Below are 16,012 nucleotides of genomic sequence, written 5' to 3' on the forward strand. Positions count from 1 at the left end.
CGCCGCGGCCCGCAGTGGGCCGTCCGTCCTTGTTTCACGTGAAACATCGCGTCACGCCGGGACACTGCCCTGGGAAGCCCCCTCAACCTCCCCAGAGCAGCGCCGGCCGCCACGGGCGGGTCAGTCGGCCAGCGGGAGGTACACCCGGTTGCCGCTCGCCGCGAACTCGGCGGACTTCTCCGCCATGCCCGCCTCGATCTCATCGGCCTTCAGGTCGCCGCCGTGCTCACGGCGGATGTCCTGGGAGATCTTCATCGAGCAGAACTTGGGACCGCACATGGAGCAGAAGTGCGCGGTCTTGGCCGGCTCGGCCGGGAGCGTCTCGTCGTGGAACTCACGGGCCGTGTCCGGGTCGAGGGCCAGGTTGAACTGGTCCTCCCAGCGGAACTCGAACCGCGCGTCCGACAGGGCGTCGTCCCACTCCTGGGCGCCCGGGTGCCCCTTGGCCAGGTCCGCCGCGTGCGCAGCGATCTTGTACGTGATGACGCCGGTCTTCACGTCGTCGCGGTTGGGCAGGCCCAGGTGCTCCTTCGGCGTGACGTAGCAGAGCATCGCGGTGCCCCACCAGGCGATCATCGCGGCGCCGATGCCGGAGGTGATGTGGTCGTACGCCGGGGCGACGTCCGTGGTCAGCGGGCCGAGCGTGTAGAACGGCGCCTCCTCGCAGATCTCCTGCTGAAGGTCGATGTTCTCCTTGATCTTGTGCATCGGGACATGGCCCGGGCCCTCGATCATGGTCTGCACGTTGTGCCGCTTGGCGATCGTGTTCAGCTCGCCCAGCGTCTTCAGCTCCGCGAACTGCGCCGCGTCATTGGCGTCCGCGATGGAGCCGGGACGCAGGCCGTCGCCCAGCGAGTACGTGACGTCGTACGCCGCGAGGATCTCGCAGAGCTCCTCGAAGTTCGTGTAGAGGAAGTTCTCCTTGTGGTGCGCCAGGCACCACGCGGCCATGATCGAGCCGCCGCGGGAGACGATGCCGGTCTTGCGGCGGGCGGTCAGCGGTACGTACGGCAGCAGCACGCCGGCGTGGACCGTCATGTAGTCGACGCCCTGCTCGGCCTGCTCGATGACCGTGTCCTTGTAGATCTCCCAGGTCAGGTCCTCGGCACGGCCGTCGACCTTCTCCAGCGCCTGGTACAGCGGCACGGTGCCGATCGGGACCGGGGAGTTGCGCAGCACCCACTCGCGGGTGGTGTGGATGTTGCGGCCGGTCGAGAGGTCCATGACCGTGTCGGCGCCCCACTTGGTCGCCCAGGTCATCTTGTCGACCTCCTCCTCGATGGAGGAGGTGACGGCGGAGTTGCCGATGTTGGCGTTGACCTTCACCAGAAACCGCTTGCCGATGATCATCGGCTCGATCTCCGGGTGGTTCACGTTCGCCGGAAGCACCGCTCGGCCGGCGGCGATCTCCTCGCGGACGACCTCGGGGGAGACGTTCTCGCGGATCGCGACGTACTCCATCTCCGGGGTGATCTCACCGCGGCGGGCGTACGCGAGCTGCGTGACGGCTGCGCCGCCACGGCCTCGGCGGGGCTGGCGCGGGCGGCCCGGGAAGACCGCGTCGAGGTTCTTGAGGCCACCGCGCGGCGAGGTGTGCTTGATGCCGTCGTCCTCGGGGCGCACGGGGCGGCCCGCGTACTCCTCGGTGTCGCCGCGGCCGATGATCCAGTTCTCGCGCAGCGGCGGCAGCCCGCGCCGTACGTCGGTCTCGATCTGCGGGTCGGTGTACGGCCCGGACGTGTCGTAGAGCGTCACGTCCTTGCCGTTGGTGAGGTGGACTTGGCGGACCGGCACCCGGATGTCGGGGCGGGAGCCCGCCACGTAGCCCTTGTGCCAGCCCGGCTGGCGCTCGGTGTGGCCGTCGCCGTCCTGGCTGACGGCAGGCGTGCGTGCGTCATGAATGGTCATGAGACCTGATCTCCCTACGCCGGCATTACCCGGTAACAGGTTCGGCGGTCGACGCAGCCTCTTCCCGTACGCATATGTGCTGCGCGTACGGTGATCAGCGCCCTCTCAGCCCGGTGCTCCGAGCTCCCGCGTTGTGCAAAGGTGCCCCCACGCTAGCGTCATCTGTGGCGTGCTGAACAGTGGGCCCCCTCAACTCTTGCGATGATCTGCCGGTGACGTCCTCGCCGCAGCCTCCCACCGAGCCCACCGAGCCCACGGGTCACACCGACCACGCACACGTGGGCCACGGGCATGACCACGAGCATGCCCGGATCCCGGACCAGGGCCACTCCCACGGTCATTCCCACGGCCACGGACCGGCGGCCCCCGTCTCGAAGCACCTGCGCAAGGTCATCGCGGCGGTCCTGATCCCGTTCGCCGTCGCCGTCTTCGTCGGCATGGTGGTGCTCTGGCCGGGCGGTGCCCCCGCCCACGAGCGCTCCGGGGTGGGCTTCGACCGGCAGACCCAGCAAGGCGTCGTCACCGCGCTCGAGCAGGTCGACTGCAAATCCGTGAACGCCTCGCAAGTGCCGGCCACCGGCAGCGTCTCCACCCCGGAGGGACGCGAGGCCAAGGCCGCGCAGACCGGCGAGTGCAAGAAGGCCACCATCGAGGTCACCACCGGACCCGACAAGGGCCGCACCTTCTTCGAGATCATCCAGCCGGGCGCACCACGGCAGCTGAAGGACGGCCAGGAGGTGGTCGTCGCCTACGCGCCGGACGCCCCGCGGGATCTCCAGTACTCCGTGGTCGACGTGAACCGCAAGCTGCCCCTGGCGGTGCTGGCCGCGTTCTTCGCGGTGGCGGTGGTCGTCGTCGGGCGGATGCGGGGCCTGTTCGCGCTGATCGCGCTGGTCGTCAGCTTCGGCGTGCTGACCCTCTTCATCCTCCCGGCGATCCTGCAGGGCTCGAACCCGCTGGTCGTCGCGGTCGTCGGAGCCAGCGCCATCATGCTCATCGCGCTCTACATGTGCCACGGCCTGAGCGCCCGTACCTCCGTCGCCGTTCTGGGCACGCTCGTCTCGCTGCTGCTGATCGGGCTGCTGGGCTCGGTGTTCGTCGACTGGGCGTTCCTCAGCGGGAACACCGACGACAACACCGGGCTGATCCACGGGCTCTACCCGGAGATCGACATGAGCGGCCTGTTGCTCGCGGGCATCATCATCGGATCCCTGGGTGTCCTGGACGACGTGACGGTCACCCAGACCTCGGCGGTCTGGGAACTCCACCAGGCCGACCCGTCGATGGGGTCCCGCTCCTTGTACCGTGCGGCCATCAGGATCGGCCGCGACCACATCGCATCGGTGGTCAACACCCTGGTCCTGGCCTACGCGGGCGCGGCGCTGCCCCTGCTCCTGCTGTTCTCGATCGCGAACAGCAGCATGGGTTCGGTGGCCAACAGCGAGCTGGTCGCGGAGGAGATCGTACGGACCCTCGTCGGGTCGATCGGCCTGGTGGCCTCGGTTCCGGTGACCACGGCGCTGGCCGCGCTGGTGGTCTCCGCCGACCGGCCGGGATCCCCGGCCGGAGCAGCGGCTTCGGGGCCGGTCCGCGGCGGCCGGGGGCGGCGGCGCAAGCGCTGAGAGACCCGGGTGGCTCGGGGGCCCGGGGCGACTCGGCGCGTACGGTCCGCTCGGCTCGTACGGTCGGTCCGCTCGGCTCGTACGGCCGACCCGCTCAGCCCGCGTTCTGCTCGTTCTGCTGGGACTCGGCCAGGATCCGGTCCAGCGCCTCGTCGAGGTTCTCCTCGAAGTCGCCGAGGTTTCGCTCCTGACCGAGCGGAACAAGCCGGTCTGTACGGTCGAGGAACGCGACGAGCGGCGCGGCGCCGGCGCGGAACAGCGCCCGGTCACAGCCGACCTGGAGCCGGATGTGGACGTCGGACAGGTCCTCGGGATCGGTGGGGGCGATGTGCACATCACCGTCGCCGCACGGCTTGTTGATGCCGTCGAGGAGTAGCTCCCGCCCGAACGCCCAGGTCACGGGGGCGTCTCCGGGAAGGTGGAACGTCAGGCGCACTGCGTAGGGGTCACGGGTGTCGTACCGGAGTTCCACCGGGATCCGGAAGGAGAGCTCCTCGGAAACGAGGAAGCTCATCATGACCTCTGCCTGTACCGACTCGCGCATGGACTACCCCGCTGTAGTGGAAGTGGCCAGGAATGAACCCCCAGGGCCCTCTTGACAAGGGTGGTGGAAGCTCATGCAGATCACAAGGAGTGAGTTTTCAGATACTGATAGAGAACGAGAGGGTGCTCAACAGCGCGCCTACTTCACTCCGTAGCCGATCGACCACATAAAGCAACCGTTCCTCCTGGTGCAAAGGGAGGGAAATCGCCATGGTTGCGGCGGTATCGCCCGCGGTGATGGGGATGGCTGCACAGACGGTGCCCAGTGCGTACTCCTGACGCTCCGTAACCGGCTCCATGCGTCCGAGGGAGCCGATGCGGTGTTCGAGGGCGCTCTGGTCCCGGACGGTGTACCGGGTGACGGCCTCGACCGGGTGCCGTTCGTAATAGTCCCTGCGCGTCTTCTCGTCGAGCTGGGCCAGCAGGCACTGTCCGATGGCGTGCGCATGGCCGGTCGCGCGGAAATCGGCCCACTCCTCGACGGCGGGGCTGGCCGGGGTGTCCGAGACACCCACGAGCTCGATCTCACCCTCACGGAACACCGCGAAGTAGACGGGGGCCCCGACTGCGTCGCGGAAGTGCGCGAGGGAGTCGACGATCATGCTGCGACGTTTCTGCTGCAGCCCGCCGCCCGCCAGCCGCCCGGCGGCCGCGCCGAGCACGAACACGCCGCTCTCGCGCCGCAGATAGCCCTCATGGGTGAGGGTACGCAGCAGGTGGTACGCGGTGGGGAGCGGGAGCCCGGCCTCGCGCGCCAGTTGTTTCGCCGGGGCTCCCTCGCTATGGGAACCCGCTGCTTCGAGCAGCCTCAACGCGCGCTGCACCGAACCGATCAGCGTCGGCACACCGGCATTGTGAACCGAAGACAAAGCTCACCCCCAGGCGTGGCGGCGGGCCTGGGGAGGGCCCGCCCTGCGGGGGCCGCCCCCGCACGCGCCGCGGCTCCTGGGGGTCGCACTCGGCTGACACTGGAGAAAACCGCAGGTCAGGGCGGCATAACCGGCGTCCGATACCCAGGGAACGGCACAGATTGCCACTCTATCCGCCGATTCCCGCGGTGTGGGCGGTTTGCCACCTCACGTTCCCCCGCCCGGGTTAATCCCCGGGATTGACCCGGGGCCCGGGGACCTACCAGTCGCGGGAGGACGACTTCGTACCGCTGCCGGTGAACTTCTTCACGATGAAGACCAGGCCGCCTACGAGGGCTGCGAAGAGCAGCAGCTTGAAGACGAACGAGATCAGGGCACCGAGGATGCTGGTGATGACGCCACCGAAGACGAAGAGCACCAGAAGCGGGATCGCGACCCACTTAACCCACCAGGGCATGCCTGCGAATGTCTCTCGGATCCCGTCCATGTCCTCAACCTCTTCCTGAGCCGTGACTTCCTGCTCTCGATGCTAGGAGGCCGCCCAACCGCCCGGGGGCCCGCGAGCCCCCGGACTCCCCTGATCCGCCCCCTAGGGGAATCGGGGCGGCCGACCCTGGGACGGGGTCTGCCGGCTAGGCCTCCGGAGGGGAGAACACCACCAGGACCCGCAGGTCCTCGGTGATGTGGTGGAACTTGTGCACCACCCCGGCGGGGACGTAGACGACGCTGCCGCGCGCCACCGTCGTCGTCTCCTCCCCGACCGTGATCGAGGCTCGGCCGCTCACCACGAAGTACACCTCGTCCTGGCGGTGCGGCTGCTGCGGGTCGCTCTGGCCGGCGTCGAGCGCGTACAACCCGACCGACATGTTCCGTTCGCGCAGGAACTGCAGATAGGCGCCGTCGTTCGCGAGCCGCTCCGCCTCGAGCTCGTCCAGCCGGAAGGCCTTCATCGTCGTTGTGCCCCTTGTTCTCTCACGTTCCCTGGCATCCGCTGATCTGCTGATGTCCCACCGGGATCTTCTCTGCCACGATCAGACACATGACGAATTTCGTAGTCAAGACGCTCGCGAACGCGGCGGCCCTGGCCGTCGCCATCTGGCTGCTCGCCGGCATAACGCTCGACGACCACAGCTCCCTGGGCCGCAGGGCCCTCGCACTGATCCTGGTCGCACTGGTCTTCGGCCTGGTCAACATCATCGTCAAGCCCGTGGTGAAGTTCTTCTCGCTGCCGCTGTTCATCCTCACCCTCGGGCTGTTCACCCTCGTCGTGAACGCCTTGATGCTGATGCTGACTTCGTGGCTGGCCGGCAAGCTCGACCTCAGCTTCCACGTCGACGGCTTCTGGACGGCCCTGCTCGGCGGCCTGATCATCTCCGTCGTCTCCTGGGCCGTGAACATGGCCCTGCCCGACAAGAACTGAGCGCACCGCCATGTACCGCGTGTGCTTCGTCTGCACGGGCAACATCTGCCGCTCCCCCATGGCCGAATCCGTCTTCCGCGCCCGCGTCGCCGAGGCCGGTCTCGACGCCCTGGTCGAGGTGGACAGCGCCGGCACCGGCGGCTGGCACGAGGGGGACGGCGCCGATCCGCGCACCGTCACCGTCCTGGAGGCCGCCGGGTACGAGCAGAGTCACCGGGCCCGGCAGTTCCGGGCCTCCTGGTTCGCCGGCCTCGATCTCGTCATCGCGCTCGACGCCGGGCACCTGCGGGAGCTGCGGAGTCTCGCACCCACCCCCGAGGACGCCGCCAAGGTACGGCTGCTGCGCTCCTACGACCCGGCGGCGACGGCCGCGGAGGCCGATGTACCGGATCCCTACTACGGCTCCCTCGACGGATTCGAGCAGTGCCTGGAACTCGTCGAGGCGGCGAGCGCGGGCCTGTTGGACGCCGTACGCGAGGCAGTGAAGGAGCACACCGCATGACCGAACACGCCGACGATCCGACGGCGGCCGGAACAGGAGCAGGAGCAGGAGCAGGATCGGGGTCCGGAGCCGCCACGGCGGACGGGATCGGCGACGGCACGCGAGCCGTGCGCGCCGGGCTGCCCGAGCCCGTCAAGAACGAACCGCCCCTGCCCGGCCCCGTCTTCGCCGCCCACTTCCACCTCCCCGGCGATGTGGCGGGCCCGTACACCTACGGCCGCGACACCAACCCCACCTGGACCCTGCTGGAGCGGGCCATCGGGGAACTCGAAGCGCCCGGCCAGGACGGCGTCGACACCGTCGTCTTCGCCTCCGGCATGGCCGCCGTCTCCGCCGTCCTGCTCTCCCAGGCCCGCACCGGCGACACCGTCGTCCTGCCCGACGACGGCTACCAGGCCCTGCCACTGGTCCGCGAGCAGCTGGAGGCGTACGGGATCCACGTCCGCACCGCCCCGACCGGCGACGACGCGCAGCTCGCCGTCGTCGACGGGGCCAGGCTGCTGTGGATCGAGACCCCGTCCAACCCCGGGCTCGACGTGTGCGACATCCGCCGCCTGGTCGAGTCCGCTCATGCGGGCGGCACCCTCGTCGCCGTCGACAACACCCTCGCCACCCCGCTCGGCCAGCGGCCCCTGGAACTCGGCGCGGACTTCTCCGTCGCCAGCGGCACCAAGGGCCTCACCGGCCACGGCGACCTCCTGCTCGGCTACGTCGTCTGTCGCGACCCGGGGCTCGCCGCCGCCGTCCGGCGCTGGCGCAAGATCGTCGGCGCGATCCCGGGCCCGATGGAGGCCTGGCTGGCCCACCGCTCCCTGGCCACCATCCAGCTGCGCGCCCAGCGCCAGTGGGCCAACGCGCTGGCCGTCGCCGAGGCGCTGGCCGACCGTACGGACGTCACCGGGCTGCGCTACCCCGGGCTGCCCGCGGACCCGTCGTACAAGACGGCCGCCCGGCAGATGCGGGGCTTCGGCTCCGTCGTCTCCTTCACCCTGCCGGACCGAGCGCACGCCGAACGGTTCATGGCCGCCCTGCACCTGGTCGAGGACGCCACCAGCTTCGGCGGCGTACGGTCCACCGCGGAGCGGCGCGGACGGTGGGGCGGCGACCCGGTGCCGGAGGGATTCATCCGCCTGTCCGCCGGGGCCGAGGACACCGATGACCTGGTCGCGGACGTGCTGCGGGCCCTCGACGCGGCGGGCACGGGCGTCTGAGCAGCCGGAACAAGGACGGTCCGAGCCTCCCCCCTAGTGGCTCGGACCGCCCCGGGTTCCGCGCGAAGAACCACGCGCACAAGGCTAGTTGACTCAACGTCAGAGTCCAATCACGGTAACGACAGGGGCCTATCGGCATATTTATAGTTGAAGGCCCCCACCGAGAGGGGCCTTCATGGACCTGGCCCTGTTGCGCACCTTCGTCGCCGTGCACCGGGCGGGCTCGTTCACCCGGGCCGCCGCGCTCCTCGGGCTGTCGCAGCCCGCCGTCACCTCGCAGATCCGCACCCTCGAACGCCAGCTGGGCAGACCGCTGTTCCACCGCAGGGCCCGCGGGGTGACCCCCACCGCCGTCGGCGACGAACTCGCCCACAAGGCCGCCCCGCACCTCGACGCCCTGCTGCGGATAGCCGAGGCGGAACGCGAAGCCGCCGGCGCGTTACGCACCCTGCACCTCGCCGGTCCGCCCGAGTTCCTGTGCGTACGCGTCCTGCCCGCCCTCGCACCGCTCGTCGGCCAGGGCCACACCCTGCGCACCGTGCTCCAGGCCGGCGCCGAGGAGGCCCTCGACGGGCTCGCCGCCGGGCACCACGACCTCGTCGTGACCACCGCCCGCCCGCGCGGCGGACTCTTCAGCGCGACCGCCCTGTGCGACGAGGAGCACGTCCTGGTCGCCGCGCCCTACTGGGCCGCCCTCGTCGATCCGGACCGGCTGCGCGAGGCCGGCCCGGCCGCCCTCGACGGCATTCCGCTCGTCGAGGTCCACGAGACGCTGCCGCTCGTCGCCCGCTACTGGGCCGCGGTCTTCGAGACCCGGCCCGGCACCCGGCCCGAGGCCGCCACCGTCGTCGCCCCCGACCTTCGGGCCGTACTGGAATGCGTCCGGGCCGGAGCCGGACTGGCCGTCCTGCCTCGGTACCTGTGTCAGGACGCCCTCGACCGCGGGCAGATCGTCGCCCTGCTGGAGCCGCCCGTACCGCCGCTGCGCACCTGGTTCCTCGTCGTACGGACCGGCAGTCTCGCCCTCGCCCACCTCGCCCGTGCACACGACCGGCTGCTGCGCGCCGCCGCCCACTGGTGAGCCTCCGCTTCCGGTGTGCGGCGCGTTTCGCCGACACGCGTTTCAGACACCGCAGTCTGGGCCACTCTTCTCCCATGACCGAACGTCCCGTGGTCAAACGCACCGCCCGCGCGATCCTGCTCGACGGTGGCGACCTGATCCTCATCAAGCGCACCAAGCCCGGCGTCGATCCGTACTGGCTCACCCCCGGCGGGGGAGTGGAGCCCTCGGACGCCACCGTCGTCGACGCCCTCCACAGAGAGCTCCACGAGGAACTCGGCGCGAAGATCACCGATGTGGTGCCCTGCTTCGTCGACACCGTCGAGCACATCGCCGACGGCGGGGTGACCGGAGTGAAGGTGCAGCACTTCTTCGTCTGCCACCTCGAGTCCATGGACCCCAGCCAGCGGCACGGCCCCGAAGTCGACGAGCCCGCCGGCGAGTACGAGATCGTCCGCGTGCCCTTCAGCCGGGTCGGCATCGCCGCCGTGCATCTCGTCCCGCTGTCCCTGCGCCACTACCTCGACGGCAACATCGAGGGCGTACGCGCCATGCACGCCCCCGACCTGGGCTGATCCCGGCCCGGTCTTCGGTCTGTTCGGCCCGGGTCGCTTCGGCCCGGGCCCCGGCAGGTCGCCCTGGTCTCAGCCCCCCGCGCCCACCAGCTCCTCCACCGCGTCGAAGCGGATCCGGTCGCCGGGTATGCCGATCCGCTTGAGCTCGCTCACCCCGCTGCGGATCATCGCGGGCGGCCCCGAGACGAACGCGTCGTACGAGCTCCACGGCCCGTGTGCGCCGATCGCCTGGGGCAGCTGGCCCGCGAGTCCCTCTCCGACCACCGGGCGCACCGACAGCCAGGGATGCGAGCGCTGCAACCCCAGCAGGGTGTCCTTGTCGTAGAGGTCGCCGTCGCTGCGCGCCCCGAAGAACACCTCTACCGGGCGGCGCTCACCGTGCACCGCCACGTCCTCGATCAGCGCCTTGATCGGGGCGATGCCGGTCCCGCCGCCCAGGCACAGCATCCCGTTGTCGGTGGTGTGGTCCACCACCATCGACCCGGTCGGCGGCCCGAGCCGCAGCACGTCGCCGGGCCGGGCGTGCCGCACCAGCGCGTTGGAGACCCAGCCCGCAGGAACGGCCTTGACGTGGAAGGACAGCAGCCCGTCGGCGCGCGGCGCCGAGGCGAACGAGTAGTGCCGCCACACCCGGGGCCACCACGGGGTCTCCAGGCTCGTGTACTGGCCCGCGAGGAAGGGGTACGGCTGGTCGGGGCGGACCGTCAGCACCGCGATGTCCGGGGTGCGCAGATCGTGCGAGACCACCTCCGCATGCCACCAGGCGGGGCTCTTCACCTCGTCCTCCGCCGCGGCGTCGATCATGGTCTGGGACATCACGGTGTACGCCCGCACCCACGCGGCCTGCGTTTCCGGCCCCCAGGTCTGCTGCGCGTACCGGGACAGCGCGCCGATGAGGGCCTCACCCACCACCGGGTAGTGCCCGGTCATCGTCCCGTACTTCCGGTGCCCGGTACCCAGCCGACGCAGATACGGGACGAGCACTTCCGGGTCGTCGATGTGCTCGGCGGCGGTCAGCAATGCCTTCAGCAGCCGGTCTCGCTGTGCGTCCATGGCGGCCGGGAACATGCCCCGGACCTCCGGGTGCCCGGTGAACACCAGGGCGTAGAAGTACGAGGTCACCCTGTCGGCGATGGGTGCGATCTCTTGAAGGGTGCGGCGGATGAGCACCGCGTCCGGGGAGGGCTCGACCGCACCGCCCCCGGACGGTATCCGGGCCGTCCGTCTGGCCGATCTGGTGGGCAGAGCGTCCATGCGATGCCTCGCTTCGAACATCTCGGTCGGTAAGCACGCCACGGCCTTCGAATCCGTGGTTCCGGGCCTCAGAGCCTGCCAGCCGCCCCAACTACTCGCGGGAAAACCCGGAAAGTCCGCGTTTCGAACCCGCTTTCCTCTTAAGATGCTTGGACTTCCGGGCGTGCCGCCCCGACGAGCTGATACGCCTCTCGCAGGTCCCGGCCCTCGTAGACGTATGTCGCCCGCTCCGCCAGATACGGCCGTGCGTTGACCGCAACGGACACCGGAACGGCGTCGAAGAGCACCGCGTCGGTCGCCGAGTCCCCGTACGCGACACAGTCGGCCCGGCTCACCCCGAACTGCGCGCAGAGCCGGTCCGCCACCGTGACTTTTCCCTCAGGCGTCATGATCCCGGCCGCCTCCACGGGCCGGGTGAAAGGCACCTCCGGGAAGACCGATCCGTGTGCGGCATGAGCGCCCCACTCCAGCAGCAGCTCCACGAAGAACGACGGCGACAGCGAGACCACCGCGCAGTAGTCCCCGCGCTCCCTGATCTCCCGCCACACCTCGCGGATCCCCGCCAGCCACGGGGCTCCGTCGAACGCCGCCCGGACGTGCCCGGGCGTCAGCTCCGCCCACAGCGCATGCGCCGCCACCGAGAACTCGTGCGGCCCCATCTCTTGCGCGCCGAACGCCCGCTCCAGCTTGGCGATCTCCGCGCTCAGGCCGAGCTGTCGGGAGATCTCGACCGGCGCCGCCGATCCGTACATCAGCGTCCCGTCGAGATCGAAGAGGTGAAGGAGGGTCATGGCAGACGAGGCTAGCCCGTTCATTTCGCCGAAGGCACCTCCCGGCGGGGCGAAGCGGATGCAGATACAGATGCAGCGAATGTTTCACGTGAAACATCGCCCGGTCCCACCAAGCCACCTCGCCATGGAAGCCCCGGGGAGAGGCTTGGCGATGTTTCACGTGAAACATCGACCCCAAATCCTCTGGACGCCCCCCGGCTGATGATCCAGTCTGGGCCCGTGACACCACCACACCTCACCGACCTGCCGATCCGTGCGTTGACCGTGGATGATCTCCGCAGCTGCGCTGACCTTTCCGAAGACCGCGGGTGGCCGCGCGAGGACCACAAGTGGGGGCTGCTTCTCGCCGCGGGCAGCGGCTACGGCATCGATGCACCCGATGGACACGGGCTCGCGGCCGCCTGCGTCGTCACCTCGTACGGGCATACCCACGCCGGCCCGGAGCTGGCCGCCATCGGAATGGTCCTCGTCGCCGAGCGCTATGCCCGTCGCGGCCTGGGTCGCCGGCTGATGACGTACATCTGCGACGACCTACTCAAGGGCATCCCGCTCACCCTCCACGCCACTCCCTACGGCCGTCCCCTCTACGAGGAGCTCGGCTTCGACACCACCGGCCGTGCGGAAATGCTCCGGGGTACCTTCCGCCGAGGGCCGTCGGACCCGGTGCCTGAGGCGGGCTCCGTGGCCGTCCGGCCGGCTACCGGCGAGGACATCCCGCGGATCGTCCGGCTGGACACCGAGGTCTTCGGCACGGACCGGACGCACATGATCACGCGGCTTCCCGCCTTCGCGGACCGGCTGCTGGTAGCCGAGGACAGCCGGGGCGAGCTCGTCGGCTATGCCGCGATCTGGCCCAACATGGAGACCCATGTGATCGGGCCACTGATCGCCCGCGACACGGCAGGCGCCCAGGCACTCGTCACCGCACTCGCCGCGGCCACCGACCGGCCGCTGCGGACCGACATCGACGTACGCCACGAGGAGCTGCTCGCCTGGCTCAAGGACCGCGGGCTCGGCTCCGTGGCGTTCAACGCCGTCATGACCCGCGACATCCCGGGACTGCCCGGCGACTGGACGCGACGCTGGGCCCCGCTCACCGTGGCAGCGGGCTGAGAGCGGCGGGCCGAGAAAGGAACCTTTCCATGACCGATCCCGACGAGCCGGCGATCCGCCCCGCCACCGAGGAGGACCTGCCCGCCATCGTCGCCATGCTGGCGGACGACCCGCTCGGCGCCACTCGCGAGTCGCCCGACGACCTGACTCCGTACATCACTGCGTTCAAGCGTCTGGCCGCCGACCCCCACCAGCAGGTGGTCGTCGCGGTCCGCGAGGGACGCGTCGTGGGCACCCTCCAGCTCACCATCGTCCCCGGGCTGTCCCGCAAGGGAGCCACCCGCTCGATCATCGAAGGCGTTCGGGTCCACGCCGACGAGCGCGGCAGCGGCCTGGGGACCCGGTTCATCCAATGGGCCATCGAAGAGTCCCGCCGTGAAAACTGCCAGCTCGTGCAGCTCACCTCCGACGTGACCCGCACCGACGCCCACCGCTTCTACGAGCGGCTCGGGTTCACCGCGTCCCACGTCGGGTTCAAGCTCTCCCTCTGATCGCCCACACGGCAGGCCGGGCCGGTGTCGGCGGCCCGGCCTACGATCGGGAGGATGAGCCCCAGCCTCCCCCTCGTGACCACCGCCGAGCGCCGCCACCGGCTCGGGCGCAGACACCGCCTGGCTCCCTCGGTACATGCCGCCACGGTGGCCGAGGCCGCGGACGCCGTCGTCGCCCTGCACGCCACCGACGCCGCGACCCTGTTCCTCTCGGCCCGCGCCCGGCTCGCGGAAGGCGGCCCCGCCGTCGTCGAGCAGGCGCTCTACGAGGACATCTCTCTCGTCCGGCTGCTCAGCATGCGCAGGACCCTCTTCGCCGTCTCCGGCGAACTCGCCCCGTACGTGGACTCCTCCACCGCCCGGGGCATCGCCGCCAAGGAGCGGCGCACCCTGCTCAAGCACCTCGACGAGGACGGCCAGGGCCTCGACGCCCACTGGCTGGCCGGGGCCGAGGCCGCCGCGCTCCACGCCCTCGACGCCCATGGCCCCTGCACCGGCAGCCAGCTCTCCGCGGCCGTGCCCGCACTACGCCGGAAGATCACCGTTGGCCGGGGCAAGAAGTACGAGGCCGAGACCGGCGTCGCCAGCCGTGTGATCCGGCTCCTGGCCGCCGACGGCCGGATCCGCCGTGACCGGCCGCGCGGATCGTGGACCTCCAGCCAGTTCCGCTGGGTGCACACCGAGCCCTGGCCCGCCGTACCGCCTGCCGAGGCCCGCGCCGAGATCGCCCGCCGCTGGCTGCACGCCTACGGACCGGCCACGGAGGCGGACCTCAAGTGGTGGACGGGCTGGACCCTCACCGACGTCCGCAAGGCCCTCGTCGCCGTCGGCCCCGACCAGGTCCGCCTCGACGACGGCAGAACCGCCCTGGTCGGCCCCGGCGACACCGCTCCCGAACCCGCTCCGGAACCCTGGGCCGCGCTGCTGCCCGGCCTGGACCCCAGCGCGATGGGCTGGGCCGACCGGGGTTTCCACCTCGACCCCGCCCACCGGCCCGCACTCTTCGACTACGCCGGCAATATCGGCCCCACGATGTGGTGGAACGGTGAGATCGTCGGCGGCTGGGCCCAGCGCGCGGACGGCGAAATCGTCTGGCGGCTGCTGGGCGACCCCGGCTGCGCCGCCGAGGAGGCCGTCGCCGCCGAGGCCGCCCGCCTCGCCCGCTGGGTGGGCGACGCCCGGATCACCCCGCGTTTCCGCACCCCGCTGGAACGCGAACTCGTGGCCTGAGCCTGCCGGCCCGGCCTGATCCGAAAGACACGGCCTAGCCGATGCCCCGCCAGCCCTGCGGGTCCACCCCGCCCGGCACCGGGGCCTGTGCGTCGTACGGCTCCCTCGTGAACACGAACGAGCCCAGGTCGAGATGGCTCACCGAGCCGTCCTCGCGCCGGACTGCCCGCAGGGTTTCCCCCGCGTAGTAGCCGGAGAGTCCGGTCCAGCTGCCGTCGGGCTCCGCCCGGAACCGGGCCGCCCGACCCATCGCACCCACCGGCGCGAGCTCCAGCAACCCGTCCGCCTTCAGCCGCAGCACCTGCGGCGACGTACCCCAGTACCAGGGGCCGCACAGTTCCAGGGCGACCGGATCGGCCTCCCTGAACGGCCGCCACGGCTGCGGGAACGGCGGCTCCGCGTCCGCGACGATCGCCACGAGCTCCGCGGCCACCGTCGAGGCGGGCAGCCCCGACGTGCAGTTCGCCAGCACCACGGCCGCCACGTCGTCCGCCTCGCTCAGCCACAGCCCCGCGACGAACCCCGGCAGCGAACCGCTGTGGCCAGCGAGCCTGCGCCCACCGGCGTCCGTCAGCTGCATGCCGAGCCCGTAGCCGAGCTCGGCGAGACCGGGCTCCGGCGGCGCGGCCGGCGTCCGCATCTCCCGTACCGACTCCGCGCTCAGCACCCGCTCGTCACCCCGGGCGAGGAACACCGCGAACCGCGCCAAGTCTCGTGTCGTGGACCAGAGTTGTCCGGCCGCGGCCATCAGCCCCAGGTCCTCCGGCGGCTCGGCCATCATCACGTCGGCCCACGGGTGCACCGCCCAGCCGCCCGCGTGCGGGGCATGCGGCTGCGCCGTCGTACGGTCCAGACCCAGCGGCTCCAGCACCTCGGCCCGGAGCACCTCGTCCCACGGCTTCGCGCGCACGGCCTCGATGAGCGAACCCAGCAGTGTGTAGCCCGGGTTGGAGTAGTGGTGGCGCCGGCCGGGCCGGAAGCGGAAGGGATCCTCACCGAGCACGTCCGCGAGCTCGGGCCGCAGCGCCGCGGGCGAGCGCTCCCACCACTCGCCCGGCGTCTCCGCCGCCAACCCACCGGTGTGGGCCAGCAACTGGGTGATCGTCACCTCTCCGGCGCCCGTCCCCGGCAGGTGCTTCTCCAGCGGGTCCTCCAGGTGCAGCAGGCCCTCGTCCCGCAGCCGCATCACCAGAACCGCCGTGAAGGTCTTGCTGATCGACCCGATCCGGTACTGCACGTTCCCGTCGGGCCCGTGCCCCTCGACGGAGGTCCGGGAGCCCTCCCAGACCACCTCGCCACCGCGGGCCACGGCCGCCACCACCGACGGCGCCCGCCCCTCGCTCTGCGCGACGGCGATCCGGTGCCTCAGCGCACGCCGGGTCGCGGGGAGCAGATCCAGGTCTTCAGATACGGCATCCATGAT

General features: G+C 70.7%; 17 protein-coding genes and 1 riboswitch. Of the genes, 9 read left to right on the plus strand and 8 right to left on the minus strand.

Features of this window, described 5'->3' with window-relative positions; all coding sequences use genetic code 11:
- Positions 1–120: 120 nt before the first annotated feature.
- Positions 121–1,908, minus strand: a complete 1,788-nt coding sequence (gene thiC, locus OG509_RS18910) for a phosphomethylpyrimidine synthase ThiC (RefSeq protein WP_406183644.1) — start codon at positions 1,906–1,908, stop codon at positions 121–123.
- A riboswitch (TPP riboswitch) is annotated at positions 1,903–2,048 on the minus strand. (Overlaps the previous gene by 6 nt.)
- Before the next feature lie 72 nt (positions 2,049–2,120).
- Between thiC and OG509_RS18915 the strand changes: the two genes are divergently transcribed.
- Positions 2,121–3,530 (plus strand): YibE/F family protein, encoded by a 1,410-nt coding sequence (locus OG509_RS18915; protein ID WP_406183645.1) that lies wholly within the window; start codon positions 2,121–2,123, stop codon positions 3,528–3,530.
- 94 nt (positions 3,531–3,624) lie between these two features.
- Here OG509_RS18915 and OG509_RS18920 read toward each other — a convergent pair whose 3' ends face one another.
- The 4 genes from OG509_RS18920 to OG509_RS18935 form a co-directional block, all read right to left on the minus strand.
- Complete coding sequence (locus OG509_RS18920; RefSeq protein ID WP_385585807.1) at positions 3,625–4,074, minus strand: SsgA family sporulation/cell division regulator; 450 nt, start codon at positions 4,072–4,074, stop codon at positions 3,625–3,627.
- A gap of 97 nt (positions 4,075–4,171) precedes the next feature.
- The gene (locus OG509_RS18925; RefSeq protein WP_406187623.1) at positions 4,172–4,909 is read right to left on the minus strand and encodes an IclR family transcriptional regulator; all 738 of its coding nucleotides are present in this window, start codon (positions 4,907–4,909) and stop codon (positions 4,172–4,174) included.
- 292 nt (positions 4,910–5,201) lie between these two features.
- Positions 5,202–5,429 (minus strand): DUF5326 family protein, encoded by a 228-nt coding sequence (locus tag OG509_RS18930; protein WP_403739107.1) that lies wholly within the window; start codon positions 5,427–5,429, stop codon positions 5,202–5,204.
- A 145-nt stretch (positions 5,430–5,574) separates the two neighbouring features.
- The gene (locus OG509_RS18935; protein ID WP_030153240.1) at positions 5,575–5,892 is read right to left on the minus strand and encodes a cupin domain-containing protein; all 318 of its coding nucleotides are present in this window, start codon (positions 5,890–5,892) and stop codon (positions 5,575–5,577) included.
- 89 nt (positions 5,893–5,981) lie between these two features.
- Here OG509_RS18935 and OG509_RS18940 point away from each other — a divergent pair, with 89 nt between their 5' ends.
- The 5 genes from OG509_RS18940 (at position 5,982) to OG509_RS18960 (ending at position 9,710) form a co-directional block, all read left to right on the plus strand.
- Positions 5,982–6,362, plus strand: coding sequence for a phage holin family protein (locus tag OG509_RS18940; RefSeq protein ID WP_030153238.1), 381 nt, complete (start codon positions 5,982–5,984; stop codon positions 6,360–6,362).
- Between the two features lie 10 nt (positions 6,363–6,372).
- Complete coding sequence (locus OG509_RS18945) at positions 6,373–6,864, plus strand: low molecular weight protein-tyrosine-phosphatase (protein ID WP_406183646.1); 492 nt, start codon at positions 6,373–6,375, stop codon at positions 6,862–6,864.
- Positions 6,861–8,075 carry a cystathionine gamma-lyase gene (locus OG509_RS18950; RefSeq protein ID WP_406183647.1) on the plus strand — a complete coding sequence of 405 codons (1,215 nt, stop codon included), beginning with the start codon at positions 6,861–6,863 and terminating at the stop codon, positions 8,073–8,075. Before OG509_RS18945 ends, OG509_RS18950 begins: the two co-directional genes overlap by 4 nt.
- A gap of 175 nt (positions 8,076–8,250) precedes the next feature.
- Positions 8,251–9,156, plus strand: a complete 906-nt coding sequence (locus tag OG509_RS18955) for a LysR family transcriptional regulator (RefSeq protein WP_406183648.1) — start codon at positions 8,251–8,253, stop codon at positions 9,154–9,156.
- A 74-nt stretch (positions 9,157–9,230) separates the two neighbouring features.
- Entirely contained in the window at positions 9,231–9,710 is a 480-nt protein-coding gene (locus OG509_RS18960; protein WP_030153230.1) for an NUDIX domain-containing protein, read from the plus strand.
- Between the two features lie 69 nt (positions 9,711–9,779).
- On the opposite strand, the gene OG509_RS18965 is transcribed toward OG509_RS18960, so the two are convergent.
- Together OG509_RS18965 and OG509_RS18970 are read right to left on the minus strand one after the other, a co-directional pair.
- Positions 9,780–11,183, minus strand: a complete 1,404-nt coding sequence (locus OG509_RS18965) for a globin domain-containing protein (protein WP_406187624.1) — start codon at positions 11,181–11,183, stop codon at positions 9,780–9,782.
- Positions 11,105–11,755 carry an HAD family hydrolase gene (locus tag OG509_RS18970; protein WP_387283454.1) on the minus strand — a complete coding sequence of 217 codons (651 nt, stop codon included), beginning with the start codon at positions 11,753–11,755 and terminating at the stop codon, positions 11,105–11,107. Before OG509_RS18970 ends, OG509_RS18965 begins: the two co-directional genes overlap by 79 nt.
- Positions 11,756–11,974: 219 nt before the next feature.
- On the opposite strand from OG509_RS18970, the gene OG509_RS18975 reads away from it, so the two are divergent.
- Genes OG509_RS18975 through OG509_RS18985 form a run of 3 tightly spaced genes read left to right on the plus strand, consistent with a single transcriptional unit; the run spans position 11,975 to position 14,589 of the window.
- Entirely contained in the window at positions 11,975–12,868 is an 894-nt protein-coding gene (locus OG509_RS18975; protein WP_406183649.1) for a GNAT family N-acetyltransferase, read from the plus strand.
- Positions 12,869–12,897: 29 nt separating this feature from the next.
- A complete protein-coding gene (locus OG509_RS18980; RefSeq protein WP_406183650.1) occupies positions 12,898–13,359 on the plus strand; it encodes a GNAT family N-acetyltransferase in 462 nt (153 codons plus the stop codon).
- A gap of 54 nt (positions 13,360–13,413) precedes the next feature.
- Positions 13,414–14,589: a winged helix DNA-binding domain-containing protein gene (locus OG509_RS18985; protein ID WP_406183651.1), complete on the plus strand. Its 1,176-nt coding sequence runs from the start codon at positions 13,414–13,416 to the stop codon at positions 14,587–14,589.
- A 34-nt stretch (positions 14,590–14,623) separates the two neighbouring features.
- On the opposite strand, the gene OG509_RS18990 is transcribed toward OG509_RS18985, so the two are convergent.
- Entirely contained in the window at positions 14,624–16,009 is a 1,386-nt protein-coding gene (locus OG509_RS18990) for a serine hydrolase domain-containing protein (RefSeq protein WP_406183652.1), read from the minus strand.
- Positions 16,010–16,012 lie beyond the last annotated feature (3 nt).

This window comes from Streptomyces sp. NBC_01006, assembly GCF_045162725.1.
Lineage (GTDB): Bacteria > Actinomycetota > Actinomycetes > Streptomycetales > Streptomycetaceae > Streptomyces.